Origin of the sequence: Rhodococcus koreensis (assembly GCF_017068375.1) — a bacterium.
Lineage (GTDB): Bacteria > Actinomycetota > Actinomycetes > Mycobacteriales > Mycobacteriaceae > Rhodococcus_F > Rhodococcus_F koreensis.
Window position 1 is genome coordinate 3,423,650 of the sequence record NZ_CP070609.1, and the last position, 25,370, is coordinate 3,449,019.

Below are 25,370 nucleotides of genomic sequence, written 5' to 3' on the forward strand. Positions count from 1 at the left end.
AAGACGATGCAGCGTGATCTGCCGTTATCGGGAGTTGTCGTGGTCGAGCTGGGCGACAGTGCCTCGGCACCGTTCAGCGGGAAGATCCTCGCGGAACTTGGCGCCGAGGTGTGGAAGGTGGAGCGTCCGACGGGCGACTCCGCCCGCGGCTGGGGGCCGAGCACATGGAAGGGCAGCGGCGCCGCGTTCCATGCGCTCAATCGCGGTAAGCGTTGCATCAGCATCGACATCAAGGATCGAGATCAGCTGAAGACGCTGCACACGCTGATCGCCGAACGCGCGGACGTCTTCATCCACAACCTCCGGCCGGGTTCCAGCGCGAAGTACGGGCTGGACGCCGACAGCCTCCGGGTGACCAAGCCGGAGTTGATCTATTGCGAGATCGGCGCGTTCGGACATGTGGGTCCGCTGAACACACTCCCCGGATACGACCCGCTGATGCAGGCATTCTCCGGAATCATGAGCATCACGGGCGAGGAGGGACAGCCCCCGGTGCGGGCAGGGGTGTCCATCATCGACTTCGGGTCCGCGATGTGGGCGGTGATCGGCATCCTGTCGGCGCTGCACCGCCGTCAGGTGAAACACGCCGGTGCGACGGTCAACGCGTCGCTCCTCGAGACCGCCATGGCGTGGATGTCGATCGGCGTGGCGAACTACAACGCCGACGGCGAACCCGGCGGTCGCCACGGGTCGGGTGTCGCTTTCATCGTCCCGCACCGCGCGTACTCGACCAGCGACGGCGATCTGATCGTGAGTTGCGCCAACGACCCGCTGTTTGCTCGCCTCTGCGCCGCACTCGGACATCCGGAATGGTCGACCGACGATCGGTTCGCCACCAACGCTGGGCGGCTGCAGAACCGGGCCGAGATCGACCAGCTGATCGGTGAGCAACTGGCGAAGGAAACACGTGCCCACTGGCAGGAACTGCTGCAGGGTGCCGGCATCCCGGCCGCACCGATCCAGACCACCGCCGAAGTCGTCGCCCACGAGCACACCCATGCGCTCGGGATCATCGGCACGCCGTCGGACGACGAGATCGGACTGGTCGGTCTGCCCCTGTCGTTCGACGGTCGGCGCCCGCCGCCCCTGCACGCGGCCCGCGACATCGGGGCGGACAACGACCAACTTCCCGAAGTGCTGAAGATCAGACCCTGACGGAGGTGCCCGCCTGGTATTCCGACAGCTCGATGAGATTTCCGTCCGGATCGCGGATGTACACACTGGTCATCAGCCCTCGAGCGCCGTGGCGCTGGACAGGACCTACTTCCACCGGAACGCCTCTGTCGGACAGCTCGCGGACAACCGCGTCGATGGATTCTTCGACGATCAGGCAGACGTCGGCGCTACCGGGTTGCGCGTGCCGAGCGTTGGGCGTCACCGCGCTCGGTTGCTGGTGCAGATTGATCTTGCTGCGACCGAACAGCAATGCCCGGCGATCGTCGCCGTACCGGTGTTCGGACATCCCGAGCACCGTCGAGTAGAACTCGACGGTGGTGTCGATGTCGGCAACAGTCAGCACGAAATGGTCGATATGCGCGATATGCATCTGAATCGTCCGTTCCCGCCTCGAGCGAACCCACCGCTCAGTTCATTTGCGCCCGAGCACCGATCGGCGCCCGCACTGAGCATTTTCTGCAGAATTGTTCCGAAAGTCAAAGATGCGGAATCTAACCCGAAGTAAGCCTCACCCTATCTATCGTAACTACTACTCCCCCTTGAATTTCTGTGTGCGTAAGCCCACTCTTGACACTGACGCCGCATTGCCGAATATTCACCCGCGGCTGAACTCTTCTCGTGCAGGCGAGAATCATTGTTCAGAATGAGATAATTCCCAAAGGCCGAACGCACTCCGCGAAGCCAGGAAAGCACTGTGAACCATGAATCTCGCATCACACGTCGATCGTGACGATTGGCGACCACAGGCGCGTTGCCGTGGCATGGACATCGCTGTCTTCTATACCGATCGCGAAGACAACCGCACCGGTTCACGCCGTCAGGAGCAGCAAGCGAAGGCGATCTGCCGCCAATGCCCGGTGATCAGCGAATGCCGCACAAGCGCGATTGATTTCGGAGAGCAACACGGAATTTGGGGCGGCCTGAACCCGAACGAGCTTCGCGCCGCGCGCAAGTGGAGTCGATGGCAAAGATAGCCGATCGCTCGGCCTCATCCGACATCGGCTGACGTCGCATTACCCGTCCCGACGTTCCGTCGGGGCATCCATCATTTCTTGCCGCCATCACAATGCGGTGGGACCAGGAGGACACAAGAATGGTCACGAACCACGAATCCCATTACATCGGCGGCGAGTACCGGACCGCCCACTCCGCCGAGACAATCTCCGTCATCAATCCGTCGACGGAGGAAGTCTTTGCCTCCATCGTCGACGGTGATTCCTCCGATATCGACGCGGCCGTGCAGGTCGCCGACGCCGCCGGGGTCACGTGGGCCGCCACCCCTCCGTCCGAGCGAGCCGCTTCCCTGCGCCGCCTGGCCGACACCTACGAAGGCCGTATCGACGAGATCGCTGCGCTGGTGACGCGGCAGAACGGCACCCCGATCAGCGTGTCCCGGGCGATGCAGCAGCAAGTTCCGCTGTACTACCGGTACTTCGCATCGCTCGCCGACACCCTCGTCGAAGAGGAACCACTGGAAACGTCCATCGGTGACGCGCTGCTGCAGCGTCGGCCGGTCGGCGTGGTGGGGGCGATCACCCCCTGGAACGGCCCCCAGCCCCTGCTCGCGTGGAAGATCGGACCGGCACTCGCGGCAGGATGCACCGCCGTGATCAAGCCGGCACCAGAAACTTCGCTCGATGCTTTTCTCTTCGCGGAAATCGCCACCGAAGCGGGTATCCCCGCCGGCGTCGTCAACGTCGTCACGGGAGGCCGCGAGACCGGCAGCGCCCTCGTCGAGCATCCGCTGGTGCGCAAGATCGCCTTCACCGGCTCCACCGTCGCCGGCAAGGCCATCGCCGAGACCTGCGGCAGGGACCTCAAGCGGGTAACACTCGAACTGGGCGGCAAGTCGGCCGCCATCCTGCTCGAGGACGTCGATCTCGACGCCTTCAAGCCGTTCGTGGCAACCGCGTGCTCACCGAACACCGGCCAGATTTGCCGGTCCCTGACCCGGGTGCTCGCACCCCGGTCGCGGTACGACGAAGTAGTCGACGCTGTCAGTGCCGCGATGAGCGAGATCCCGATCGGCGATCCCACCGATCCCGCCAACCTGTTCGGCCCCCTGGTGTCCGAACGGCAGCGAGATCGCGTCGAGTCGTACCTGGAGCTGGGACAACGTGAAGGAGCGAAGGTCGTCGTCGGCGGGGGCCGATCCACGGCGAACGACCGGGGTTTCTACATCGAGCCGACCGTCTTCCGTGACGTCACCAACGACATGCGCATCGCCCGTGAAGAGATCTTCGGCCCGGTCCTCGTCGTCATCGCCTACGAGAACGAGGGCGAGGCCATCGCCATCGCCAACGACTCCGAATACGGCCTCGGCGGCGGCGTCTTCTCTCCGGACCGCGAGCACGCCACCGCCGTCGCCCGACGCATCGTGACCGGCACGATCGGTGTCAACAGCGCGTCGTTCCCCACGGAGGCACCATTCGGCGGCGTCAAGAACAGCGGCATGGGCAGAGAACTCGGGCCCAGCAGCCTCGAACCGTACCTGGAGCTCAAAACGATCTTCCGGAGTGCCTGACCGCTGCCCCTCCGGGTAAGGAAGCATGTGATGCACCGTGAGGCTCGGCCACGCTGCGGAGGCTCCGACCGGGACGGCCCCTTCACGACCCTGCTCGTCTGTTCAGGCGTTTGCTGCCACGTTGGTGAGATCGGACATCGTGTGCAGCCCAGCGTGTTCGGAATCCTCGCTGCGAGCGGTGAGCTCACCGATCAGGTCGGTGAGGTTCCCGTCGCACTGTGGTCCACCCGCATGGGCGCGCAGGATTGACACCGCGAAGTCAGCCGTCGTATATCCCAGTCCTGGTTAAACTCTTGCGCACGGTCGTCGGACAACGCATATCGGGCGAGGTTCGGCTGCCGGTGATGTTCGTACAGATCGGAGTACAAAGCTCGGCCGAGGTCGTTGGCCACGACGAGATCCGGGCGCCGGTTATGTACCACCGCGGCCGCACCAACGAGGTGATCGATCATCGTCTGTACCCCATCGGGGACGCGTTCTGTGCCGGGCTCGGGCCGTCGGACGGGGTGCCGATTGTGAGAGTGGGCGAGATCGAACAGATGCACGATCTCAGTCACATTCAGCACATCGGCATCCGTCAACTAAAATGTTCGCCAACAAGATCGGTGCACACCGGCGACGGCTCTTGGCGCGTGACGTCCGCACACCCCAGGGATGTCCAGCGTGTCCGGACGACTGGATTGGCCGGACGTCCGCAAACGATTCGAGACCGTTGCGAAATCCGGCAGTCCAGACCGCGGCATATGGATGCCGATCAATGAAGGGTGAGCCCTCCGGTAGGGCTGAGTACCGCGCCCGTCAAATACATCGATTCGTCGGACGCGAGAAAACTCACCACGTCACCGATATCCGGGGGTGAAGCGATACCGAACGGTGCCTTCTCGACTATCTTCTCGTACTGCCGACGGTGCGCCACGGAGACGGCGTCATCGTGATCGAACGCAGCCTGCCACGACGGTGTGTCCCGGACGACGGTCACGCATACGCAGTTGACTCGGATCTTGTCTCTGGAGAGTTCCTTCGACAACAGTTTGCTCACCTGGATCAACGCAGCCGAGAATGCTGCGATGCCCGTCTGCCCCGGCGTCGGTGCGCGTCCGCCCTCAGAGGTAACGAATACCACCGACCCACCGTTCTCCCGCAGGTACGGCACCGACGCCTGCACCACCGCTAGCTTTCCGAGCAAAGCTTGACCTGCGAAATTCGTGACCCGTTCCAGATCAATGCCTGCGAACGGCCCTCGGACCTTCGGATCACGCGCCTGCTCGTCAAACCCCCCGGCATTGGGCACGACAATGTCGATACGACCACACTGCTCGACGACGGATTGGGCCAACGTCCGCATATCGCTAGGTGACCCGACGTCCCCGGATTGGAAGTGCGCATTGCCGCCTGCCTCGCGGATCTCGTCGACCACGTATGCAGCTCGCTCCTCGCTGCGCCCGTTGACAACCACAGTCGCTCCGCGAGCGCCCAATCTGGTGGCAATACCGCGCCCGATCCCGCCGGACCCGCCGGTGACGATCGCGACTTTCCCTTTGAGGTCCGACACCACCCGCTCACTCATCGGGCACCCACCACATCGCGCTGTCCGAGCTCGTCGGTCACCGCACCGGATGCGAGGAGCGTGCCGATTTCGCCTTCACTCACTCCGGCCTCACGCAAGAGCTGGACCGAGTGCTCTCCGAGCCGTGGCGCCGGATGGCGGACCGCCGGGGCACAGGAGCTCCATGCCTGGGGGATGCCGAGTGAATTGATCCTGCCTTCGGACGGATGTACTTCGACAAACGAGAAACCCGTCTGCCGCAGGTGAGGATCATCGAGTGCCCCTGCGGGAGTGTTCGTCTCGATCGCCGGGACATCCGCAGCCGCCAGATCGGCCAGCCATTCGTCCGCCGGACGTGTTGAAAAGATGTCCGACAGAAGACGCAGCAACTCCGGCATGTTCTCGGCGCGGGCGTGCACGTCGACGAATTTCGGATGGTCGGCCAAGTCTGGACGACCCGCGACCTGAAAGAAGCTCCGCCAGTGCTTGTCGATGTAAATGCTGACAGCGACGTACCGCCCGTCCTTCGTCCGGTACGGACGACGGTCCGGATTCATCGTCCGCGCATAGCCCCAGTCGCCAATCGGCGGATCGAAAGAGTGCCCCCACAGGTGGTCCCCGAGAACCAACTGTGCGAACGTCTCGAACATCGGAACCTGGACTTCTTGCCCAACGCCCGTCACGTTGCGGTGATAGAGCGCAGCACTGACAGCCATCGCGGTAGATATGCCGACCACCCGGTCCGCGATCGGTGTGGCGACGAACTCCGGGCTACCAACCTTCCGGTTCTGCAATGCAGCCATTCCCGACGCCGCCTGAATCAGGTCGTCATACGCAGGGCGGTCCGCATATGGTCCACTCTGACCGAATCCCACGGCGCCGGCGTAGACGATCCGTGGATTGATCTCGCGCACATCGTCGTAGGAGAACCCGAGCGAACGCATTGCTTTCGGACGCATGCTGTACAAGAACACGTCAGCGCCCGCGATCATCCGGCGAAGCACCGACGCCCCACCCTCCGATTTCAAATCGAGCACGATCGACCGCTTGTTACGATTCAAGTGCAGAAAGTTCGAACTCATCCCCACATTCCGCGCCGGACCGACCCGGCGAATCGTGTCCCCACAGCCGGATTCGATTTTCCACACGTCGGCACCCATGTCCGCCAGGTGCAAAGATGCGAACGGCCCCATCACGTTCGAAGTGAGATCGAGGACCCTGACGCCGTCGAGCGGACCGGAGACGGTCATGACACCCTCCGATACATGGTGACGACGCACGCGCCCCCCAGCCCGATATTGTGCTGTAGGCCGATCCGTGCATCTTCGACCTGCCGCTGTCCTGCCGTGCCGCGCAGGTGCCAGACAAGCTCGGCACACTGTGCAAGACCGGTCGCACCGAGTGGATGACCCTTGGACATCAACCCACCGGAGGGATTCACCACATACTTACCTCCGTAAGTGTTGTCCCCGTTCAGAATGAGCTTCTCCGCAGTACCTTCGGCGCACAGGCCCAGGCCTTCGTAGCTGATGACTTCGTTCGGCGTGAAGCAGTCGTGCAACTCGACGACGTCGACGTCCTCAGGGCCGACTCCGGCCGACTCGTACACTTCTGCCGCCGCACGGCGCGTCATGTCGGCGCCGACCAGGTTGATCAGGTCAACCGAACTGGCCTCGGTGTCGGTGGTCATCGACTGCCCGATTATTTCGACACCGTCCGTAAGTCCGTGTCGTTGGGCGAAAGCCTTGCTGACCACGATCGCAGCTGCCGCTCCGCAAGTGGGTGGGCATGCCATGAAGCGGGTCAGATACGGGAACAGGGTCGGCGCTTCCATTACCTGAGCGACGGTCAGAGGCTTGGTGAACAGCGCATACGGGTTGTTACCCGCGTGGGTACGCGACTTGACCGCAACTCGCGCAAAGATGTCCGGGTTCGAACCGTACCGCTCGATGTACTCCCACCCGGCCGCGCCGAATGCCTGGATCGCACGTGGGGCATCGGTCGGCAGCTCAGGATGCAGCTCCACCCGACGCTCGTGAATCCAGCCCACCGGAGACGTCCGATCGGGGAACGCGCTGCCGAGGGCGCCCGGTGTCATCTCCTCGAATCCGAACGCCAGCGCGCAGTCTACGATCCCGGTCTCGACTGCCTGGCGGGCGAGCATGAGCGCGGACGAACCGGACGCGCAGTAGTTGTTCAAGTTGTACACGGGAATGCCGGACATCCCGACCGAATACACCGCGCGCTGACCACATGTGCTGTCACCGTACACATAGCCGGCGAAAGCCTGCTGTACCAGGGAGTAGTCAATTCCCGCGTCGGCGAGGGCCCCGCGGATCGCCTCCGCAGCCATTACCTCGTACGGGTCGTTTGCGCCGGGCTTGGCGAATTTCACCATATTGACGCCGACAACTTGCGCTTTGTCACTCATCTCGGGATCTCCGAACTCTTGTCGATTGTGCAGTACGAAATCGAACCGATCAGTGCATCAAGTGCAGATCGGGCTCGGCGACCTCGAACTCGATGCGCAGCAGGGCCTGGCACATCGTCTTGCCGGTGAAGTCGGCGCGCAGGCTACGTGTGGCTCCGCCGCCGAGTGCATTGCGCAGAACGAAATTCATCGCTTCCAGGGTGTGCACCTCGTAGCGGTTCACCTCGCCCTTGACCATCTGGCCGAAGAACTCCTTGACCACGTCGGCGGTCAGGTACTCCAGGATCAGCGGGTAAAAGCGCTTCTCCTTGGCAATGACAGCGATATTGCAGATGTCGCCCTTGTCGCCGGAGCGGGCGTAGGCGATGTCGTTCAAATGGATACGGCTCATGTCGTCACAGTTCCCTAGTCTCGACGGTCTGCGAGATCTCCTCGCGCGGAATCAAAGTCGGCCACAGTGCGAAAACCTCGCGCGGCGGCGGAGTGTTGAGCTGACCGGTCGATCCGATCGGGCCGGTGCCCATCAGCATCACGCATTCGCGAGCTACCTTCGCTGCCTCTGCACGCTCGGCGCACTTGGCCGCGACGCGAATACGGACCTCGTTGATGTCCGGGTCCGGAGTGGGCGACGCCGACCAGTGGCACGAGTTGACGCCGATCATGTCGAACCGGACTTCCTCGGCATCGAGGTTTACCATCTCCAGACGCTTCTTGATGATCTCGATCGACCGCTCGGCCTTTTCGACGGCGTCCGGCCAGGTCACTGACGACTCAGCCTCGCCGATGAAGCCGTCCATGTAAGCGATGCCCGCCTTGAGAGTGTCCGGACGTGGCTTGCCCTTGGCGCCCCATACCTTGACACGGTCCTTGGTGACCTCGTCCATCTCGACGTTGGTGAAATCCGTGATCACCTCAGGCATCAGGTAGTTACCCGGGTCGTGCACTTCGTACAGGAGGTGCTCGGTCAGGGTGACCTGGTTGATGACGCCGCCGGTGCCGTCCACTTTGGTGATGAACAGTTCACCGTTCTCATTGACCTCGGCGATCGGGTAACCGATATTCCAGGGCTCGGGAACCTCGCGCCACAGGCTCGAGATCCCGCCGCTGCACGCCGCGCCGCACTCGATCAGATGTCCGGCGAGGATGCCGATCGCGAGGTTGTCCCACTCGTCCCACTTCCAGCCGAATTCGTGGACGAGGGGGGCCAGAATAGCCGCGTCGTCGGTGGCTCGATCGGAGATGATGATGTCGCAGCCCGCTTCGAGCGCCTCCACGTAACCGTATGCGCCCGAGTAGACATACGATCCCACGATCTTGTCGCGCACGCGGCCGAGATCCGCGTCGCCGTTGTCGAGGTTGGTGAACTGGACGCCGTTGTCGAGCAGTTCCTCGACCTTGGCCTGAACATCGTTGGTGGTGACGATACCCACCTTGAGCTTGGTGATCCCGATTTCCTTCGCGGTGGTCAGGATCGTGTCAGCGCAGGCCTGCGGATTGGCAGCACCCGCGTTGGTCAGGATTTTTATGCCCTTTTCCAGACAGATCGGCAGCACACCACGGACCACAGCTCGGATCGACGGGACATAGCCGCGCGACGCATCCTTGCGCTGCATCTTCTGCAGGGACGGGATGGTCGGCTCGCCCAGGAAGTCATATGCGAGGTACTGCACGTCACCGTGCTTGGCAATCTCGATCGCAGGGTCCAGATTGTCGCCCCAGAATCCACTTCCAGATCCGATCCGAATCTTCTTCATACTGTGTCCTCTTCCATTGCTGAATGTGTGGTCTCGAGGGCCGCGACCCGGCTCCGCCGAGAAGCTCGTTGAGCTCGGCGTCATCCCGGCCGACGGGCCCGGCCGCACACTGGACCGGCGGTGACTCGCGGTCGTCCTTCATGTGAGGGTCGTCGCAGCATCTCCGGGGTGTTCATCGCGATAGCCGGGACTCTGCCCGACCGAGGGCCTCGACCCATTCGGCTGTCGACTTGGCGGCGAGCACCTTGTGTCCGAGTTTATGGCTCCCCCAATCGCCGATCAATTGACTTCTGACGAAGTTCGAATTCAGGTTTCCCGAAGGACCCTCTGATTGCCGTGGGTCGAATTCGAACTTCGAGATTTTTCAGTCGATTCGATGCTGCCTCTGATGTTTTATGAGTGTGAGCCGAGTTACATGCCGGCTTGCACTCATTCTCCCGACATGAAAGCAACACATGCCCACTTCGCTCACCCCCAGCGCGTCAGCCTCTCGCGGCCCCGGTCTGGTGTTGGCCCTGTGTTTCGCCACCATTCTCGCTGACGGATACGACCTGATCGTCTTCGGTGCAACTCTGCCCTCGCTCATGCACCAGTGGGGGCTGGAAAAATCTGCACTGGCGGACGTTCACAGCATGACTCTGTGCGGCCTGATGGTCGGCTTCCTCGTCGCCGGCACTCTCGCCGACCGCATCGGGCGGCGCGCCGTGATCTTGGCCGGTGTCACCTGGTTCTCATTGTTGTGCCTGGTGTGTGCGTTCGCGCCCAGCTTCACGGTCTTCGGAATCGGCCGCGTTCTCTCCGGCGTCGGACTCGGTGCTGTCGTCCCCGCCGCGGTAGCCCTGGCCAGTGAGTTCGCAACCGCCCGGCGCAAGCAGCTGTTCAATGGAATCACCCTTACCGGATACCCGATCGGCGGTGTCCTCGCCACGGTCGCCGCGCTGATCGTGCTTCCCGGTGCGGATGCGCTCGCGAAATCCACGCCACCGTCCGAGCAGTGGCGGCTCCTGTATTTGCTTGGCGGTGCGCTGATCGTCCTCGTCCCGATCCTGTATTTCGCGCTCCCCGAATCGCCGAGCCTCCTCGCTGCGCGTGGCCGCGACGAGGAAGCACGTGAGGTCGCCAACCGGTTCGGCATCGAACTCACTGCGACAGACGCCCGTCCAGCAGATCAGGCGAAGGGCGGCATACGACTGCTCCTGTCGCGTCGATACCTGTTTGCCACGGCAATCTTCACGGCGGTGATGTTCTGCTGCCAGATTCTCGTCTACGGCCCGAACACCTGGCTGCCGAGTATGACCAAGGAATTGGGTTTCGATGGAACACAAGGAATTCTGGCGCTGATGATGCTGCAGTTCGGTGCGGTCGTGGGCACGATCGCCGGCGCCTTGCTCGTGGACCGGGGTGGTGCGACGCGGACCGTAGTCCCGTACTTCCTCCTCGGAGCCGTCGCTCTGCTGGCGCTCGCGTTCGGTACCGAACTCGGTGCGGCCGGCCTCTTCGTCGCCGCTTTCGCAGCGGGCGTCGGAACCGTTGGCACCAGCACGCTCATGTACGGCGTGATCGCTGCACACTATCCGACAGCGATTCGGGGATCCGCAATCGGATTCTGCCTGGGCATCGGCCGAATCGGTGCGATTCTCGGCCCTCAGATCGGCGCTCTGTTCGCGACGCCACGCGCAGGCCTCCTCGCATTCATGATCCCCTCTCTCGTCGGTGCTGGACTGGTTCTCGTCCTCGCCGCGAGCACGCGGAATCGACAGGTGAACGACGGTGCCCAGGGCCAAGACTTGGTCGACAGCCAGGTGTGAGGAGTGCTGGTCAGATCTGTTCACGCTGAAGCTCTTCATTTCAGCGATCGAAGAAAAGAAATCGGGTGGGCTGCGTACCGGTCTTCGCTGACATTCACCAGGAATCCACTGAGTGCCATGAACCACTACTGGCATCACATTGTTCGACACACCGAGAAACGAAAGTCAGGTACCCACGATGTCGACTGAGTTCGCTGATCCCCTCTGCACTCTTTACCTGGATTGGGCCGCCCGCATGCAGGCCGACCCGGAGATGTCGGTGCAGGTCATGCGGGACATGCAGGAGGGGTGGCACACCGTCGCAACCGAACCGAAAGGGGTCAGCTACGAGTCGGTCGACATCGACGGACTCTCCGCCGTGTGGAGCATTCCGGCGGACGCCGATCCGACAACGGTCGTCCTCTACTTCCACGGCGGGGGCTTCATCACCGGATCCGCCCACTCGCATCGGAAGATGGCCGGTCACCTCGCACGAGAAATCGGTTCTCGCGTCCTGCTCGCCGACTATCGACGCGCACCGGAGCACGCCTATCCCGCTCAGGTCGACGATGGGGTCACGGCGTTTCGGTGGCTGATCGATCAGGGCTTCGCGCCGGACCGGATTGTCAGTGCGGGTGACTCTGCAGGCGGCACACTCGCCCTCGCTCTCGTCGTGAGTCTCCGAACCCGGGGCCTACCGACTCCCGGAGCAGTGGTGACCTTCTCTCCCGGACTCGACTGGGACGGCGAGTGGATGGTCAACGAAGAGAACGACATACTCGCGAGCAAGACCATCATCGTGGCGATGGGCTCACTCGCCTTCGGTGATCGCAGCACCAAGGACCCGCTGTGCAACCCGACGTACGCCGATCTTGTTGGATTCCCCCCGGTGTACCTGTCGGCGGGCGGACACGAGAATCTGCTCGGCGGCATACGGAAATTCGTCGAGGCGGCCGATGCCGCGGGCGTCGAAGTGACGCTCGACATCGCTCCGAGCAGACAGCATGTTCACACGTTCGCGGTGGGCAATGACCCCGAGGCCGACCGGACGATCACCGAATCCGCCTCCTGGGCCCGCGAGCGGTTGGGCTGACAGCCGACGCCTTGTCTGTCTTTGGCCACTTCACACTCACATTCAGGAAGAAAAGCGAAGATGAAGCACCAAGCACGACGTGTTGTCACCGGCCATGATTCGGACGGCCGCTCAGTCGTCCTTTCCGATTCGTTCGTCGAAGCGTTCGAAGCGTCCCCTACCGCGTTCGCGACACGGCTGTGGGCCACCGACACGTTTCCGTCCGACAATACGGATCCGCGGGACGGAGCGGAGTTGATCGAGACGTTCTCGACCGCGGACGGAACCGCCTTCTACATCGTGGATTGGGCGCCGAACAGTGAGTTCCCGTTCCATCGAACCCAGAGCCTCGACTACGGCGTGGTGATCAGCGGTCAACTCGAAGCAGTGATGGATGGCGGAGACGTCGCGGTGTTGACCACCGGCGACAGCATCGTTCAGCGCGGGACCATGCACGTCTGGCGCAACTCCACCGACCAGTGGGCACGTACGGTGTTCGTTCTGGTCGGGACCTCACCGGTCACCGTCGGCGGACAAACCCTCGAACCCAACATGTAACCCTAATCGTGCGCCCGCTCCACGACCCAGGCCGCGACTTGTGTGCGGGAGGTGAAGCCCAGTTTCGCCAGGATGTGCTCCACGTGTCCTTGTGCGGTGCGGGGTGAGATCACGAGGCGGTCGGCGATGGCCTGATTGGTCAGGCCTTCGGCGATGAGGCCGGCGACCTGGCGTTCCCGCTTCGTCAGTCGCCCCGGCGCGTCGGTGTCGGGTGTGGAGGTCCCGGGTGGTTGCTCGTGGAGGGCGTAGGCGATGGCCGCGTCGAAGCCGAGTTGTTCACCTTTACGCTTGGCTGCTGCGAATGCTTTGTCGCCGAGTTCTTTCCGGGCATTCTCGGCGCACTCCTCGTGGTGGACGATCAGGTTGGAATGGATGACGGCGGAACTTCCGATCGCCCGCGCCAGCTCGTCGGCGGCCCCCAGCAGCACGGCGGCCCGGAGTGCGTCGTGTTGTTCGAGGCCGATCCAGGCGAGGGCTGCGAGACAGGCTGCGACGACGCGGGGACTGCGCACCCGCTTGGTCAGCTCCAGCGCCTCGTCGAGGAGCCGGACCGCGCGATCCGCATCACCCCGCTGCCAGACGGCAATTCCCAAGGCCCACAGCGAATGAGACCGGTACATCTTCTCGCCGTACTGTTCCGTGATCGCGAGAACCCGCTCGTGGCGTTCGACGGCCTCGTCCGTCAGACCGGACATTCCATAAGCCGTCCCCAACGGGTACAGGGCGGCCACTTCGAGTGTCCGCTCTCCGCGTTCGCTGAATTCCGCGAGTGCGGGTTCGAGATGCGCGCGGGCGCGGACGGGATCACCCCCGAGAAGGGCCAGCATTCCATCGGCGAAGGAGACGAATGCGCGCATCATGGGGTCAGTGGTCTGAGCGGCGAGCGTGCGTCCCTCCGCCACGAGCGCGGCCCCCGCCTCCAGATCGCCCTGCACGTTGGCCATCACGCTCGCGCAGTAGATCGCCTTGACCCACTCGAGGGTGGGTGGCCCGCTCTGGCGGGCGAGCAGTTGTTCGAGCCAGCGCCGACCCTCGTTGTAGATTCCCTGGGAGCTCCAGAACAGGAACAGTGCGGTGGCGGTGCGGAGGCCGGCGGCGGGATCGTCGTCGACGTCGAACTCCAGTGCCTCACGAAGGTTCGGTTGTTCCCGCTTCAAACGGGCGATCCAGTCCAGCTGTCGGGCGCTGATCCACTCCGCGTCCGCATCCAATGCCAAGGCCTCGTACCAATCCCGGTGACGGCGGCGCAAAGTCACGGTCTCGCCGGTCTGCTCGAGTTTCTCGTAGCCGTACTCGCGGAGCGTCTCGAGCATCCGGAACCGCACCACCGTCCCGTGTTCCTCCCGGATCAGGATCGACTTGTCGGCCAGGGACGTCAGTGTGTCGAGCAACTCGTCCGGGCCCAAACGTTCGCCGCAGACCTGCTCCGCGGCATCGAGTTCGAAACTCCCCGCGAACACCGCCAACCGTCCCCACACCAGTTGTTCACGGGCGGTGCACAACTCGAAACTCCAATCCACCGACAACCTCAGGGTCTGCTGCCGCGTCGGCGCACCCCGGCTGCCGCGGGACAGCAGGGCGTAGCGGTCGGTCAGCCGCCCCAGGATCTGCTCCGGCGACATCGCCCGCAACCGGGCCGCGGCCAGTTCGATCGGCAACGGCAACCCGTCCAATCGGTGACAGATCCCCGCCACCGCCGCCGCGTTCTCCTCGGTGAGCGCGAACCCCGGAACCGCGGCAGCGGCGCGGTCGGCGAACAGGGTCACCGCATCGTATTTCGGCAACCCCCGCACCGACGGAGTCCGCTCCGGGTCCGGGACCCCCAGGGGCGGCACCCGCAACACCGCCTCTCCCCCGATGACCAGGGGTTCGCGGCTGGTGGCCAGGATCCGCACCCGCGGACAGGCCCGCAGCAGGAGGCCGGCGAGTTCGGCGACCGCGTCCACCATCTGCTCGCAGTTGTCGAGGACCAACAGCAGTTCTCTCGACGTGAGGAACTCGATCAGCACCTCCCGCAACGGCCGCGCCGAATGATCCCGCACCCCCACCGCCGCGGCCACCGCGTCGACCAGCGACGACCCGTCACGCAGTTCGCCCAGTTCTATCAGCCGCGCACCGTCGTCGTAGTCGCGCTGGACGGCAGCCGCGACGCGCATCGCCAACCGGGTCTTGCCCACCCCGCCGATCCCGGTCAGCGTCACCAGCCGCGATCCGGCCAGCAGGTTCTTCGCCTCGGTGAGCTCGTGCCGGCGCCCCACGAAACTGGTCAGCTCCAGCGGGAGGCTTCCCGTCGCACCCAGCGTGGACGGGCCGTGCGACCGTCCGGGATGCGAGGTCGGTTGCTCACCGTTGTTCTGCGCATCGGGTTCGGTGCGCAGAGCCATGTCGTCGACGGGGAGGTCGTGGTTGCGTTGCAGCTGCCGCAGTTCCTCGCCGAAGTCGGCAACGGTCGGCGGTCGCTGATCGGGCTCGCGGGACATCGCGCGGGCGATCACCTCGGACACGTCGTCCGGGATTCCGTGGTCCCGCAGATCCGGCACCTCCTGCGTGGTGATCCGCAGAAACTGCGCGACCACCTGCTCCCCGCTGCGACGCTCGAACGCGGCATGACCGGTCAGGGCACTGAACAGCGTGGCCCCGAGCCCGTAGACGTCCGCGGTCGGACTCGGCGGATCACCCGCGAGGACCTCCGGCGCGGTGTACGCCGGCGATCCGGTGACGACGCCGGTCGCGGTTTCGAAACCGCCGGTGATGTGCGCGATGCCGAAGTCCGTCAACTCCGGCTCCCCGTAATCGGAGAGCAGGATGTTCGCGGGTTTGACATCCCGATGCAGGATCCCGAGCCGGTGCGCCGTCTCGACCGCACCGGCCATCTTCACCCCCAGCCGCAGCGCCTCGGTCAACGGCAACGGCCCGCGGCAGCGGATGAGTGCGTCGAGGGAATCCTGCGGGTGATACGGCATCACGATGTAGGGAAGACCGCTCGCGGTCGCTCCGACCTGCAGAATGTTCACGATGTTCGGGTGACCGGTCATCCGGCCCATCGCCCGCTGCTCCCGGAAGAAGCGGGCCTTGTTCTCCTCGTCGAGATCGACGGTGAGCACCTTCACCGCCACCGTGCGATCCAGGTCCGCCTGCGTGCAGCGGTAGACGACGCCGAAACCGCCGCGCCCGATCTCCTGGGCGTCGTCGAAGCCGGTGCCTGCCAATTCCGCGGCCGGGGACGGCGGGTACCGCTGCGTGTCGAGCGGGTCACCTTCACCCATCGGCCGGTCTACTCACTCCGTCGGCTCGTGCTGCCGCGCGCTGGTTCCGACGGCATGACCAGCGCGGATACAACCGTGGACTCACCTCTCGATGGCGTGCTCTCAAGGATATCGCTGACGCTGTCCGCTACGGGCGATCGTGCGGTGGGCGGTGTGAGCCTCCCCATTTAGACAACTAAATTGATCAATTGGGTTGTACGCTTTGCTCATGATCACCGAACAGGCCACCGCACAGGTTCTGCGGGAAGCATTGCGCCCGATCTGGCGACAGCTCACCGCGGGCAGGACGATCTCCGTGGGAAAGATAGGTGTGCTCGCGTACCTGTCGAAGCACGGACGGACGTCGGCCTCGACCCTCGCGTCGGCCGAGAAGATCACGCCGCAGGCGATCGCGACGGCCGTGCGCGAACTCGAAGGTCTCGGCCTGGTGGCGCGCACCCCCGACGAGCAAGACCGGCGCCGGATCTGGATCGAGCTCACCGATGCCGGTCTAGAGAGGCTGGCGCAGGAGCGGTCGAAGGGCCTGGAGTGGCTGGAACACGCCATCGCGGAGCGGTTGACGGCGGAAGAGAAAGCGACTCTGGACTCCCTGGTCCCGATTCTGCGCAAGTTGGTGGACGATGCACCCACCGACTGAAGCCGCGACACGTCCCCGGTTACTGCCCGCCCTCGCCTATGCCGCCCTGACCACCGCGGTCGTCAGTTCCCTCGGCATGCTGCTGGTGCCCACGATCTCCCAGGACATGCACGTCGAGGTGAGCACGGGACAGTGGATGCTCACCGTCAACCTCCTGGTCGGGGCGATCGCCACGCCGATCATGGGCCGGCTGAGCGACGGACCCCACAAGAAGCGCCTGCTGCTGTGCTCCCTGGCGACGATCCTCGTCGGCTCGATCATCGCCGCGTCGGCTCCCAACTTCACCGTCTTCCTGATCGGGCGCGCTCTGCAGGGACTCACGTACGGGATCGTTCCGGTGACGATCGCGCTCGCCCGCCGCTACCTCCCCGACAGCCAGGCCCGCGTCGGCATCTCCAGCCTGTCGGTGACGGTGACTACCGGTCTTGGGCTCGGATACCCCCTGACCGGCATCCTCGCCGACCTTCTCGGGTTCCGCTTCGCCTTCTGGTTCGCGGCACTGTTCCTGATCACCACCATCGTCGTCGTCTGGCGGGTGATTCCCGCGGGACCGGACGAGCGGGCACCTCGGTGCACTCTCGACGTCCCCGGCGCTCTGCTGGTCGGAACGGGTCTCGCGTCACTGCTCGTCGGCGTCAGCGAGGGATCGCGGTGGGGATGGGCCTCTTCGTGGACCGTCGGATTCTTTGCCGCGGCGGCGATACTGCTGACGGTGTGGTGCGTGGTGGAACTGCGCACCGCGAATCCGCTGATCAACCTGCGGGTGCTGCGCAACGGCGACGTGCTGGTCGCGAACAGCACCGCGATCGGTCTCGGCGCCACGATGTATATCGGACTCTCGATCGGCAGCCTCATCGCGCAGGCGCCCGCCTCCACCGGGTACGGCATCGCGCTGCCGCTGTTCTGGGCCGGATTCGTGATGCTTCCGCTGTCGGTGGCGAGTTTCGGCGCGAACCGACTCGTGCGCGCGCTTTCGCAGCGGGTGCGCATGCGGACGCTGCTGCTCTCCGGCGCGGGCCTCGTGACGGCCTCGAGCGTGCTCCTGTGGTTCGCCCACGACGAACTGTGGGAAATCCTGATCGGCATGTTCGGGTTCGGGATGGGCATGGGCATGACGTATGCGGCGATGCCTGCCCTGATCGCCCGTAGCGTCGCGGACACCGAACTCGGCAGCGCCGCAAGCTTCAACCAGGTGCTGCGCACCGTGGGCGGTTCGTTCGGCAGCGCCGTCGCGGGCGCGGTGCTCGCCGCGAACCTGGCACCGGACCTGCACCCCACCGAGGGTGGGATCAAGACGGCTCTCGCCGTCGGCGCCATCGGGTGCGCGGTGGTCTTCGCGGCGCTGCTCGTCAACAACGTGATGTCGCGTCCGCCGGCCCCGGCATCGGAGCCGGCGGACGCCCGGGTCAGTCGGAGCTAGACACCCTCGACGACGGCGGCCATTCCCTGCCCACCGCCGATGCACATGGTGACGAGCGCCTTGCCGCCGCCCCGCCGCTTCAACTCGTGCAGCGCGGTGGTCGTCATCCGTGCGCCCGTGGCGCCGATCGGGTGTCCGAGCGAGATGCCGGAACCGTTGACGTTGAGGCGGTCCCGGTCTTCGAAACCCCACTCCTTCAGGACCCCGAGCACCTGGCAGGCGAACGCCTCGTTCAGCTCGATCAGCGTGAAGTCGTCGAAACTCGCACCGGTGCGGCGGAACAGCTTCGACGCGGCCGCGACCGGGCCGAGTCCCATCAGTCCCGGTTCACACCCGGCGGCGGCCCACCCGGTGAGGAAACCCATCGGCTCGAGCCCGAGTTCGTCGAGTTTGTCCTCGGCGACGACGAGCATCGACGACGCCGCGTCGTTCTGCTGACTCGCGTTTCCTGCGGTGACGACACCGTCCTTGACGACACTGCGCAGCCGCGCCAGCGACTCGGCGGTGGTGTCCGGGCGGATGCCCTCGTCACGCGCCACCACGGAGACGTTGCCCTTGCGGTCGGTGATCTTCACTTCGATCACCTCGTCGTCGAACTTGCCTGCCTCCCAGGCTGCATGGGCCTTGGCGTGACTGTCGGTGGCGAACGCGTCGGATTCCTCGCGGCCGATTCCGCACCGTGCCGCGACGTTCTCGGCGGTCTCGATCATTCCGCTGATCTTCCCGAACCGCCACTCCGGCTGGGAGCGCTCCCGGCCGCGGTCCAGGCGGTCGTAGAGGTTCAGCGACCCGGCGCGGGTGCCCCACCGGGCCCCGGTGGTGTAGTGCTCGATGTTGCTCATCGACTCGACACCGCCGGCGAGGACGACGTCCGCGGCGCCTGTCTGCACCATCATCGACGCGGTCACGAGGGCCTGCAGTCCGGTGCCGCAGCGGCGGTCGGTCTGCAGTCCGGCGACGGAGATCGGCAGTCCCGCTTCGAGTGCGGCCCACCGTCCGATGCACGGCGCCTCGGAGTTGGCGTACGACTGCCCCATCGCGACGTCCTCGATGAGTTCGGGGTCGATGCCCGACCGTGCGACGGTCTCCTTGATGACGGCGGCCGCAAGGCTCTCGGCGGGTACGTCGCGCAGTCCGCCGCCGAAGCGGCCGACGGCGGTGCGGACGGGGGCGACCAGCGCTGCTCTTCGCATGTTGTTCCTCGTTTCAGGAGACCAGGACGCGGACGGTCTCGGCGACGCACGCCGGCTTGTCCTCGCCCTTGATCTCGATGGTGTACTTGACGACGACCTGCGCGCCCTGCTTCGTGTGCTCGAACGCCGCGATCTCGCCGCCGACCCGGATCGACGCTCCCACCTTCACCGGCTTCGGGAAGCGAACCTTGTTGAGGCCGTAGTTGATCGTCAGTTTCGTGCCCTCGACGCGCATCAGGTCGGCTCCGAGCTTCGGCAGCAACGACAGCGTGAGGTAGCCGTGGGCGATGGGGGCGCCGAACGGGCCCTCGGCGGCACGCTCGGGGTCGACGTGGATCCACTGGTGGTCGCCGGTGGCGTCGGCGAACATGTTCACGCGGTCCTGCGTGATCTCGAACCAGTCACTGTGGCCGAGATGTTCACCGACTGCGGCTTCGACGTCGTCGATGTTCTGAAATACGCGCATGAGCTCTCTTCGGGTCGGCCCGGTACCGGGCAGGGTGGGGACGGTCAGATGTTCACGTTCTCGAATACGGCCGCGATGCCCTGGCCGCCGCCGATGCACATCGTCTCGATGCCGTAGCGGGCCTGGCGGCGGTCGAGTTCGCGGAGCAGGTTGGCCAGGATGCGGCCACCGGTGGCGCCGACGGGGTGACCGAGGGAGATGCCGGATCCGTTGACGTTGAACCGGTCTCGCATGTCGGACTCGTCGAACTTCCACTCCCGTGCGCACGCCAGCACCTGCGCCGCGAACGCCTCGTTGATCTCGAGGAGATCGATGTCGTTCAGGGTGAGCTTCGCCCGGGTGAGGGCCTTGTCGACGGCCGGAACCGGGCCGATGCCCATCCGGTTCGGCTCCACGCCGGCGACGCCCCAGCTGACGAGCCGGGCGAACGGGCGCAGGCCGAGACGTTCCGCGTTCTCGGGGGTGGTGACGATCGCGGCCGCGGCAGCGTCGTTCTGGCCGCACGCGTTGCCCGCGGTGACGGTCGCCTCCGGGTCGACGCGCGACCGGATGGGCCGCAGCGCCGACAGCGATTCGACGGTGACGTCGCGGCGCGGGTGCTCGTCGGTGGTGTGGACGACAGGGTCCTTGCCGCGCTTGCCGGGCACCGTCACCGGGATCGTCTCGGCGTCGAACAGACCGCCGTCCTGCGCGCGGATCGCACGCGCATGGGATTCGGCGGCGTACGCGTCCTGCTCCTCGCGGGTGATCGAGTACTCGCGGCGGAGGTTCTCCGCGGTTTCGATCATGCCGCCCTCGACGGGGAAGTTCACGCCGCCGGAGTTGGTGCGGGGCTTGGCCAGCCGATCGTGGAACTCCACCGACGCGCCCTTGACGCCCCAGCGCATTCCGGTGCTGTAGAACTCGGTCTGGCTCATCGACTCGGCGCCGCCCGCGATCACCAGATCGCTCATCCCGGTCTGCACCTGCATGGCCGCGTAGATCACGGCCTGGAGTCCGGAGCCGCACCGGCGGTCGAGCTGGATGCCGGGCACGGTGACGTCGAGACCGGCGTCGAGCGCAGCGATCCGGCCGATGGCCGCCGCCTCACCGTTGGCGTAGCCCTGACCGAAGATGACGTCGTCGATGTCCTCGGACGTCAGCGACGTCCGCTCGATCAGGCCCTTCAGCACCGTCGACGCGAGGGTGGTGACGGGGATGTCGCGGTAGATGCCGCCGAATCCCCCGACGGGGGTGCGGACAGGTTCACAGATCACTGCGTGGTACATGGCTCAGAGTGCTTTCTTGGCTTCGCGGACGAGGCCGCCGCCGATGATCAGGCGCTGGATCTCGCTGGTGCCCTCGTACAGGCGCAGCAGCCGGACCTCACGGTAGATCCGTTCCACCGGAACGTCTCTCATATATCCGGATCCGCCGTGGACCTGCACCGCCAGATCGGCGACCTTGCCTACCATCTCCGTGCAGTACAGCTTCGCAACGGACGGGGAGATCCGGCGGTCCTCGCCGCTGACGTACTTCTGCGCCGCGTCCCGGACCAGCGCGCGGCCCGTGGACACGCCCACCTGCTGGTCGGCGAGCATGGCCTGCACCAGCTGGAAGTCGCCGATCGGGGTGCCGCCCTGCTTCGTGACCGCCGCGAAGGCAACGGACTCGTCGAGCGCACGCTGGGCGCTGCCCACCGCGAGCGCCGCTATGTGGACGCGGCCGCGGGCGAGAGACGTCATGGCGGCGCGGTAGCCGGCTTCCTCACTGCCGCCGACCAGCGCGGACTCGGCGACGACGACGTCGTCGAACGCCACCTCGGACGTCCAGGCACCCTCCTGGCCCATCTTCTTGTCCTTCGGCCCGACCACGACACCGGCGGTGTCGGCGGGGACGAGGAACACCGCGATGCCGGTGCCGGTCTCGTCGGCGGGACGGGTGCGCGCGAACACGACGAACAGATCGGCCAGCGGCGCGTTGGTGATGAACCGCTTGGTGCCGTTGATCGTCCACTTGCCGTCCTTCAGGGCGGCGCGCGTGGTCAGGCCCGCCGGGTTCGATCCGGCCTCCGGCTCGGTCAGCGCGAACGAGGCGACCACGTCGCCGGACGCGATGCGCTCGAGCCATTCCGACTTCTGCTCGTCCGTACCGAAATTCACCAGCACCTGGCCGGCGATCCCGTTGTTGGTGCCGAACATCGACCGCAACGCCAGGCTCGTGTACCCGAACTCCATCGCCATTTCCACGTCCTGCGTGAGATCGAGTCCGAGCCCGCCCCACTGCTGCGGGATGGCGTACCCGAACAGACCCATCTCCGCCGCCTTACGGCGAATGTCGTCCGGAATCAGATCCTTTTCCGCGATTTCATTTTCCCTGGGAATTACTTCCTTCTGAATAAAGGTCCTCGTCTGCGCGAGAATGTCCTTGAAGTCTTCGTCATTCACTTCACGTTCAGCCATGAGGTGAATATCCAGCAACCAGGCCCCGCTGTCAAGCGCGCCCTCCGAACGAGAAATCCCAGCACAGAGGCTGTTTACGACCCATAGGAAGAAGGCAACTGTCGGTTTCCTTCCGCGTCTTTGACCACGGCCGTCCGAGGCACTTGAATAGATGTCGACCGCCCGGATTTCAATTCGGGCGTATTCGCGAACAAACAAACTCCCGGCGAGATGGAATTCGATATTCGACATGGTTGGCAGACCCGAGGATGCACTCCTCTACAAGGGCTACACCGTCGATCCGCAGGAACTCGAACAGTTGCTGCTGTCACGGCGAGGCGTTCACGACGCCGTGGTGGTCGGCCGCTCCGTCCCCGGGGTCGGGGAGATGCCGGTCGCGTTCGTGGTGGCGGACGCCGCGCACCCGACCGCCGAGGAACTGATCGAGTTCGTGGCCGCCGCGGTGCCGCCGTACAAGAAGGTGCGGGAAGTGGTGTTCGTCGACGAGTTGCCCCTGTCCCCGCGGGGTGCGGTCCTGCGGTCCGCGCTGCGCGACCGCCTGAACCCGCACGCCGAAGACGTTCGTACAACTGAGGAAGGAACACACACATGACACTTCTCGAGGGACGGGTCGCCGTCGTCACGGGCGCAGCCCAGGGCATCGGTTTCGAGATGGCCAGGAAGTTCGCGAGCGAGGGCGCATCGGTCGTCCTCGGCGACATGCACGCCGACAACGTGAAGGGCGCCGCCGCCAAGCTCGAGGCCGACGGCTTCCAGGCCGTCGCCGTGGCCTGTGACGTGACCGACCCAAACCAGATGCAGAATCTGGGCAAGACGGCGCTCGACAGTTTCGGCGCGATGGATGTGTGGGTCAACAACGCCGGCATCACCCGCGACGCGACTCTGCGCAAGATGTCGCTCGCCGATTTCCGCTCCGTCATCGACGTGCACCTGCAGGGCGCGTGGCTGGGCACCCAGATCGCGTCGATCGCGATGCGGGAGGCGGGCAAGGGCTCGATCGTCAACATCTCGTCGATCTCCGGCAAGGTCGGCATGGTCGGGCAGACCAACTACAGCGCCGCGAAGGCCGGCATGGTGGGCCTGACCAAGGCCGCCGCGAAGGAGGTCGCCCACCTAGGCGTCCGGGTCAACGCGATCCAGCCCGGCGTGGTGAACACCGACATGATCCGGGCCCTGCGCGCCGACATCATCGAGGCGAAGCTCAAGGAGGTCCCGATGGGCCGCGGCGCCGAGCCCGAGGAGATCGCGAACGTTGCACTGTTCCTCGCGTCCGACCTGTCCAGCTACATGACGGGCACCGTCCTCGAAGTCACCGGCGGACGTCACATCTGACAGCCGGCGCGACTTCACGCAGTAGTCTTCACTGGTGGAGTCGCGTCACGTGGAGTACTTTCTCGCCACCGTCGACAACGACGGCCTCGCGCTCGCGGCCGAGGCCCTGGGCGTCACGAAGCCGTCGTTGTCGAAGGGGCTGCGCAATCTCGAGCGTGACCTCGGTGTCGACCTGTTCCACCGCGTGGGCCGCGGCCTCGTGCTGAGCGCGGCGGGAAAGGCGTTCGTCGGTCCTGCGCGGCAGATCGTGCGAGACCTGGTGGCCGCCGAGAGCTCATTGGTCGACGTCTCGGGGCTGCCGCGCGGCCGCCTCGACATCTGCGCGTCGGCGCACGTCGCGGAAGGCCCTGTCACGGAACTGATCGGGTCCTTCCGTAAGCAGTATCCGGGTGTCGTCGTCCGGCTCGCCGACCTGCGTCCGGTCGACGTCGTCGCGTCGCTGATCCGAGACGGACACTGCGAGATCGCCTTCAGTCATTTTCCTTTTTCCGCACCAGGATTGACGACCCGCGTCCTCGGAACCCACGAATACTGGCTGGTGGTTCCGCACGACGCCGAGATCACCTGGCGGGATCCGTTCCCGCTCGACGACCTTCCGGACATTCCCGTGGTGGGGCTGCCCAAGGAATCGTCTTCGCGCACCGTCATCGAGAAGGCACTGCAGGCCGCGGGAAGGCGGACCACCCTGTCGGCCGTCGTCGAGCAGCGGGAAGCAGTCGGCGCGTTCGTCGTCGAGGGTGTCGGAATGTCGTTCATGGAACGCACCCTTGCGGAGCGGGCCGCCGGCGGCGGAGCACGAATCTGCCCACTCGACCCGCCGATCACCGCCCCGTACGGGGTGATCTACGACGAGGCCAGGCTCTCGCCCGCCGGACGCGCGTTCCTCGGCACGCTCGCGCCGTGAGTTTCGTCGAGCGCAGTGATGAACGCCGCCGCGGCAGGCGGAAGCGGATCCGGCCGGTGGACGATCCCCACGGTGCGCACCTCGGGCGGCGCGAGCGAGCGGACCACGACGCCCGGTAGTTCCTGCTCGGCGACGCGCCGCGGGAGCAGGGTCGCCCCCGCCCCCTGGACCACCAGTTCCCACATCGACTGGCGATGCGCACATTCGACGGCGATGTTGTTCACCGGCAGTCGTGGGCGCGACCCGATCTCGACGATCATCGGAATGTCGGCGAGCAGGCCGACGGGCACCGGATCGGGGAGTTCGATCGCCAGATCGGCGTGCAGTGCGAGCACGATCTCCTGGTCCCCCACCGTCCGGAACTCGAGGCCCTGCTGGTCGACGAGCAGTTCGGTGAGCCCGAGGTCGCACTCCCCCGACCGGACCGCGCGGCCGACGCCGTCGGGACCGTCCGCCGACACCGTGGACAGGACCACACTCGGAAACTGCCGGTGGAATCGGCCGACGAGACGCGGAAGCGGATCGGCAGCAAGCGAATTGAGAACGGCGATCGTGAGCGTGCCCGACCGCAGTTCGGCGACATCGTGCACGACGGCTCGAGCCCGCGCGACGTCCGCGAGCACCTGCCGCGCCGCATGCGCGAACGACGCGCCCGCCGGGGTGATCCGCAGTTTCCGTCCCCCGCGATCGAACAGTTCGACACCCAGATCGCGTTCGAGAGTGCGGATCGCCTGCGACAGCGACGGCTGCGCGATGAACAGCGCCCGCGCAGCCTCGGTGACGCTGCCGTGATCGGCCACGGCGACCAGGTATTCGGCGTCCCGGATGTCCACCACCCGAGTCTAGCGACCACGGGGTCCGGG

Annotated in this window: 23 protein-coding genes and 1 pseudogene; 11 read left to right on the plus strand and 13 right to left on the minus strand. The window is 65.3% G+C overall.

Going from position 1 to position 25,370, the window contains the following annotated elements; translation table 11 throughout:
- Window positions 1-6: 6 nt before the first annotated feature.
- Window positions 7-1,155 carry a CaiB/BaiF CoA transferase family protein gene (locus JWS14_RS15840; protein ID WP_206013733.1) on the plus strand — a complete coding sequence of 383 codons (1,149 nt, stop codon included), beginning with the start codon at window positions 7-9 and terminating at the stop codon, window positions 1,153-1,155.
- On the opposite strand, the gene JWS14_RS15845 is transcribed toward JWS14_RS15840, so the two are convergent.
- A complete protein-coding gene (locus JWS14_RS15845; protein ID WP_206013734.1) occupies window positions 1,145-1,546 on the minus strand; it encodes a VOC family protein in 402 nt (133 codons plus the stop codon). The genes JWS14_RS15840 and JWS14_RS15845 overlap by 11 nt on opposite strands.
- Before the next feature lie 331 nt (window positions 1,547-1,877).
- Between JWS14_RS15845 and JWS14_RS15850 the strand changes: the two genes are divergently transcribed.
- On the plus strand, window positions 1,878-2,150 hold the full coding sequence (locus JWS14_RS15850; RefSeq protein WP_206013735.1) for a WhiB family transcriptional regulator: 273 nt from the start codon (window positions 1,878-1,880) through the stop codon (window positions 2,148-2,150).
- 119 nt (window positions 2,151-2,269) lie between these two features.
- Window positions 2,270-3,700 (plus strand): aldehyde dehydrogenase, encoded by a 1,431-nt coding sequence (locus tag JWS14_RS15855; RefSeq protein ID WP_206013736.1) that lies wholly within the window; start codon window positions 2,270-2,272, stop codon window positions 3,698-3,700.
- Window positions 3,701-4,032: 332 nt separating this feature from the next.
- Here the strand turns inward: JWS14_RS15855 and JWS14_RS51740 are convergent.
- The 6 genes and pseudogenes from JWS14_RS51740 to JWS14_RS15885 form a co-directional block, all read right to left on the minus strand.
- Window positions 4,033-4,152, minus strand: a pseudogene (locus JWS14_RS51740) (MmyB family transcriptional regulator); the annotation flags it as partial.
- 302 nt (window positions 4,153-4,454) lie between these two features.
- Window positions 4,455-5,267: an SDR family NAD(P)-dependent oxidoreductase gene (locus JWS14_RS15865; protein WP_241031362.1), complete on the minus strand. Its 813-nt coding sequence runs from the start codon at window positions 5,265-5,267 to the stop codon at window positions 4,455-4,457.
- On the minus strand, window positions 5,264-6,496 hold the full coding sequence (locus JWS14_RS15870) for a CaiB/BaiF CoA transferase family protein (RefSeq protein WP_206013738.1): 1,233 nt from the start codon (window positions 6,494-6,496) through the stop codon (window positions 5,264-5,266). The genes JWS14_RS15865 and JWS14_RS15870 overlap by 4 nt, the downstream gene beginning before the upstream one ends.
- Window positions 6,493-7,677: a lipid-transfer protein gene (locus JWS14_RS15875; RefSeq protein ID WP_206013739.1), complete on the minus strand. Its 1,185-nt coding sequence runs from the start codon at window positions 7,675-7,677 to the stop codon at window positions 6,493-6,495. The genes JWS14_RS15870 and JWS14_RS15875 overlap by 4 nt, the downstream gene beginning before the upstream one ends.
- A 49-nt stretch (window positions 7,678-7,726) precedes the next feature.
- Entirely contained in the window at window positions 7,727-8,053 is a 327-nt protein-coding gene (locus JWS14_RS15880) for an AtuA-related protein (protein WP_206013740.1), read from the minus strand.
- 19 nt (window positions 8,054-8,072) lie between these two features.
- On the minus strand, window positions 8,073-9,431 hold the full coding sequence (locus tag JWS14_RS15885) for an acyclic terpene utilization AtuA family protein (RefSeq protein ID WP_206013741.1): 1,359 nt from the start codon (window positions 9,429-9,431) through the stop codon (window positions 8,073-8,075).
- A gap of 455 nt (window positions 9,432-9,886) precedes the next feature.
- Here JWS14_RS15885 and JWS14_RS15890 point away from each other — a divergent pair, with 455 nt between their 5' ends.
- From JWS14_RS15890 to JWS14_RS15900, 3 genes are all read left to right on the plus strand, one after another.
- Window positions 9,887-11,239 carry an MFS transporter gene (locus tag JWS14_RS15890; protein WP_206013742.1) on the plus strand — a complete coding sequence of 451 codons (1,353 nt, stop codon included), beginning with the start codon at window positions 9,887-9,889 and terminating at the stop codon, window positions 11,237-11,239.
- Between the two features lie 178 nt (window positions 11,240-11,417).
- Complete coding sequence (locus JWS14_RS15895) at window positions 11,418-12,311, plus strand: alpha/beta hydrolase (RefSeq protein WP_206013743.1); 894 nt, start codon at window positions 11,418-11,420, stop codon at window positions 12,309-12,311.
- 60 nt (window positions 12,312-12,371) lie between these two features.
- Window positions 12,372-12,848: a cupin domain-containing protein gene (locus tag JWS14_RS15900; protein WP_206013744.1), complete on the plus strand. Its 477-nt coding sequence runs from the start codon at window positions 12,372-12,374 to the stop codon at window positions 12,846-12,848.
- A gap of 2 nt (window positions 12,849-12,850) precedes the next feature.
- Here the strand turns inward: JWS14_RS15900 and JWS14_RS15905 are convergent, their stop codons facing one another.
- Window positions 12,851-16,114, minus strand: a complete 3,264-nt coding sequence (locus tag JWS14_RS15905) for a protein kinase domain-containing protein (RefSeq protein WP_206013745.1) — start codon at window positions 16,112-16,114, stop codon at window positions 12,851-12,853.
- 208 nt (window positions 16,115-16,322) lie between these two features.
- On the opposite strand from JWS14_RS15905, the gene JWS14_RS15910 reads away from it, so the two are divergent.
- Together JWS14_RS15910 and JWS14_RS15915 are read left to right on the plus strand one after the other, a co-directional pair.
- On the plus strand, window positions 16,323-16,751 hold the full coding sequence (locus tag JWS14_RS15910) for a MarR family winged helix-turn-helix transcriptional regulator (RefSeq protein WP_206013746.1): 429 nt from the start codon (window positions 16,323-16,325) through the stop codon (window positions 16,749-16,751).
- On the plus strand, window positions 16,735-18,171 hold the full coding sequence (locus tag JWS14_RS15915; RefSeq protein ID WP_206013747.1) for an MFS transporter: 1,437 nt from the start codon (window positions 16,735-16,737) through the stop codon (window positions 18,169-18,171). Before JWS14_RS15910 ends, JWS14_RS15915 begins: the two co-directional genes overlap by 17 nt.
- Here the strand turns inward: JWS14_RS15915 and JWS14_RS15920 are convergent.
- The 4 genes from JWS14_RS15920 to JWS14_RS15935 are packed head-to-tail and all read right to left on the minus strand — an operon-like array spanning window position 18,168 to window position 22,271.
- Entirely contained in the window at window positions 18,168-19,364 is a 1,197-nt protein-coding gene (locus JWS14_RS15920; RefSeq protein ID WP_206013748.1) for an acetyl-CoA C-acetyltransferase, read from the minus strand. The two genes, JWS14_RS15915 and JWS14_RS15920, sit on opposite strands and share 4 nt — an antisense overlap.
- Before the next feature lie 13 nt (window positions 19,365-19,377).
- Window positions 19,378-19,830 (minus strand): MaoC family dehydratase, encoded by a 453-nt coding sequence (locus JWS14_RS15925; protein WP_206013749.1) that lies wholly within the window; start codon window positions 19,828-19,830, stop codon window positions 19,378-19,380.
- Window positions 19,831-19,874: 44 nt separating this feature from the next.
- Window positions 19,875-21,098, minus strand: coding sequence for an acetyl-CoA C-acetyltransferase (locus JWS14_RS15930; RefSeq protein ID WP_206013750.1), 1,224 nt, complete (start codon window positions 21,096-21,098; stop codon window positions 19,875-19,877).
- A 3-nt stretch (window positions 21,099-21,101) separates the two neighbouring features.
- Window positions 21,102-22,271: an acyl-CoA dehydrogenase family protein gene (locus tag JWS14_RS15935; RefSeq protein WP_206013751.1), complete on the minus strand. Its 1,170-nt coding sequence runs from the start codon at window positions 22,269-22,271 to the stop codon at window positions 21,102-21,104.
- 229 nt (window positions 22,272-22,500) lie between these two features.
- On the opposite strand from JWS14_RS15935, the gene JWS14_RS15940 reads away from it, so the two are divergent.
- The 3 genes from JWS14_RS15940 to JWS14_RS15950 are packed head-to-tail and all read left to right on the plus strand — an operon-like array spanning window position 22,501 to window position 24,507.
- Window positions 22,501-22,863: an AMP-binding enzyme gene (locus JWS14_RS15940; RefSeq protein WP_206013752.1), complete on the plus strand. Its 363-nt coding sequence runs from the start codon at window positions 22,501-22,503 to the stop codon at window positions 22,861-22,863.
- Window positions 22,860-23,603 (plus strand): 3-oxoacyl-ACP reductase FabG, encoded by a 744-nt coding sequence (gene fabG / locus JWS14_RS15945; RefSeq protein WP_206013753.1) that lies wholly within the window; start codon window positions 22,860-22,862, stop codon window positions 23,601-23,603. The genes JWS14_RS15940 and fabG overlap by 4 nt, the downstream gene beginning before the upstream one ends.
- A gap of 34 nt (window positions 23,604-23,637) precedes the next feature.
- Window positions 23,638-24,507: a LysR family transcriptional regulator gene (locus tag JWS14_RS15950; protein ID WP_206013754.1), complete on the plus strand. Its 870-nt coding sequence runs from the start codon at window positions 23,638-23,640 to the stop codon at window positions 24,505-24,507.
- Here JWS14_RS15950 and JWS14_RS15955 read toward each other — a convergent pair.
- Entirely contained in the window at window positions 24,447-25,340 is an 894-nt protein-coding gene (locus tag JWS14_RS15955; protein ID WP_206013755.1) for a LysR family transcriptional regulator, read from the minus strand. The genes JWS14_RS15950 and JWS14_RS15955 overlap by 61 nt on opposite strands.
- Window positions 25,341-25,370: the final 30 nt, after the last annotated feature.

Bases quoted from the DNA above. Each gene is read 5' to 3' on its own strand.
- JWS14_RS15840 (WP_206013733.1), top strand. From the start codon at position 7: ATGCAGCGTGATCTGCCGTTATCGGGAGTTGTCGTGGTCGAGCTGGGC.
- JWS14_RS15845 (WP_206013734.1), bottom strand. From the start codon at position 1,546: ATGCATATCGCGCATATCGACCATTTCGTGCTGACTGTTGCCGACATC.
- JWS14_RS15850 (WP_206013735.1), top strand. From the start codon at position 1,878: ATGAATCTCGCATCACACGTCGATCGTGACGATTGGCGACCACAGGCG.
- JWS14_RS15855 (WP_206013736.1), top strand. From the start codon at position 2,270: ATGGTCACGAACCACGAATCCCATTACATCGGCGGCGAGTACCGGACC.
- JWS14_RS15865 (WP_241031362.1), bottom strand. From the start codon at position 5,267: ATGAGTGAGCGGGTGGTGTCGGACCTCAAAGGGAAAGTCGCGATCGTC.
- JWS14_RS15870 (WP_206013738.1), bottom strand. From the start codon at position 6,496: ATGACCGTCTCCGGTCCGCTCGACGGCGTCAGGGTCCTCGATCTCACT.
- JWS14_RS15875 (WP_206013739.1), bottom strand. From the start codon at position 7,677: ATGAGTGACAAAGCGCAAGTTGTCGGCGTCAATATGGTGAAATTCGCC.
- JWS14_RS15885 (WP_206013741.1), bottom strand. From the start codon at position 9,431: ATGAAGAAGATTCGGATCGGATCTGGAAGTGGATTCTGGGGCGACAAT.
- JWS14_RS15890 (WP_206013742.1), top strand. From the start codon at position 9,887: ATGCCCACTTCGCTCACCCCCAGCGCGTCAGCCTCTCGCGGCCCCGGT.
- JWS14_RS15895 (WP_206013743.1), top strand. From the start codon at position 11,418: ATGTCGACTGAGTTCGCTGATCCCCTCTGCACTCTTTACCTGGATTGG.
- JWS14_RS15900 (WP_206013744.1), top strand. From the start codon at position 12,372: ATGAAGCACCAAGCACGACGTGTTGTCACCGGCCATGATTCGGACGGC.
- JWS14_RS15905 (WP_206013745.1), bottom strand. From the start codon at position 16,114: ATGGGTGAAGGTGACCCGCTCGACACGCAGCGGTACCCGCCGTCCCCG.
- JWS14_RS15910 (WP_206013746.1), top strand. From the start codon at position 16,323: ATGATCACCGAACAGGCCACCGCACAGGTTCTGCGGGAAGCATTGCGC.
- JWS14_RS15915 (WP_206013747.1), top strand. From the start codon at position 16,735: ATGCACCCACCGACTGAAGCCGCGACACGTCCCCGGTTACTGCCCGCC.
- JWS14_RS15920 (WP_206013748.1), bottom strand. From the start codon at position 19,364: ATGCGAAGAGCAGCGCTGGTCGCCCCCGTCCGCACCGCCGTCGGCCGC.
- JWS14_RS15925 (WP_206013749.1), bottom strand. From the start codon at position 19,830: ATGCGCGTATTTCAGAACATCGACGACGTCGAAGCCGCAGTCGGTGAA.
- JWS14_RS15930 (WP_206013750.1), bottom strand. From the start codon at position 21,098: ATGTACCACGCAGTGATCTGTGAACCTGTCCGCACCCCCGTCGGGGGA.
- JWS14_RS15935 (WP_206013751.1), bottom strand. From the start codon at position 22,271: ATGGCTGAACGTGAAGTGAATGACGAAGACTTCAAGGACATTCTCGCG.
- JWS14_RS15940 (WP_206013752.1), top strand. From the start codon at position 22,501: ATGGTTGGCAGACCCGAGGATGCACTCCTCTACAAGGGCTACACCGTC.
- fabG (WP_206013753.1), top strand. From the start codon at position 22,860: ATGACACTTCTCGAGGGACGGGTCGCCGTCGTCACGGGCGCAGCCCAG.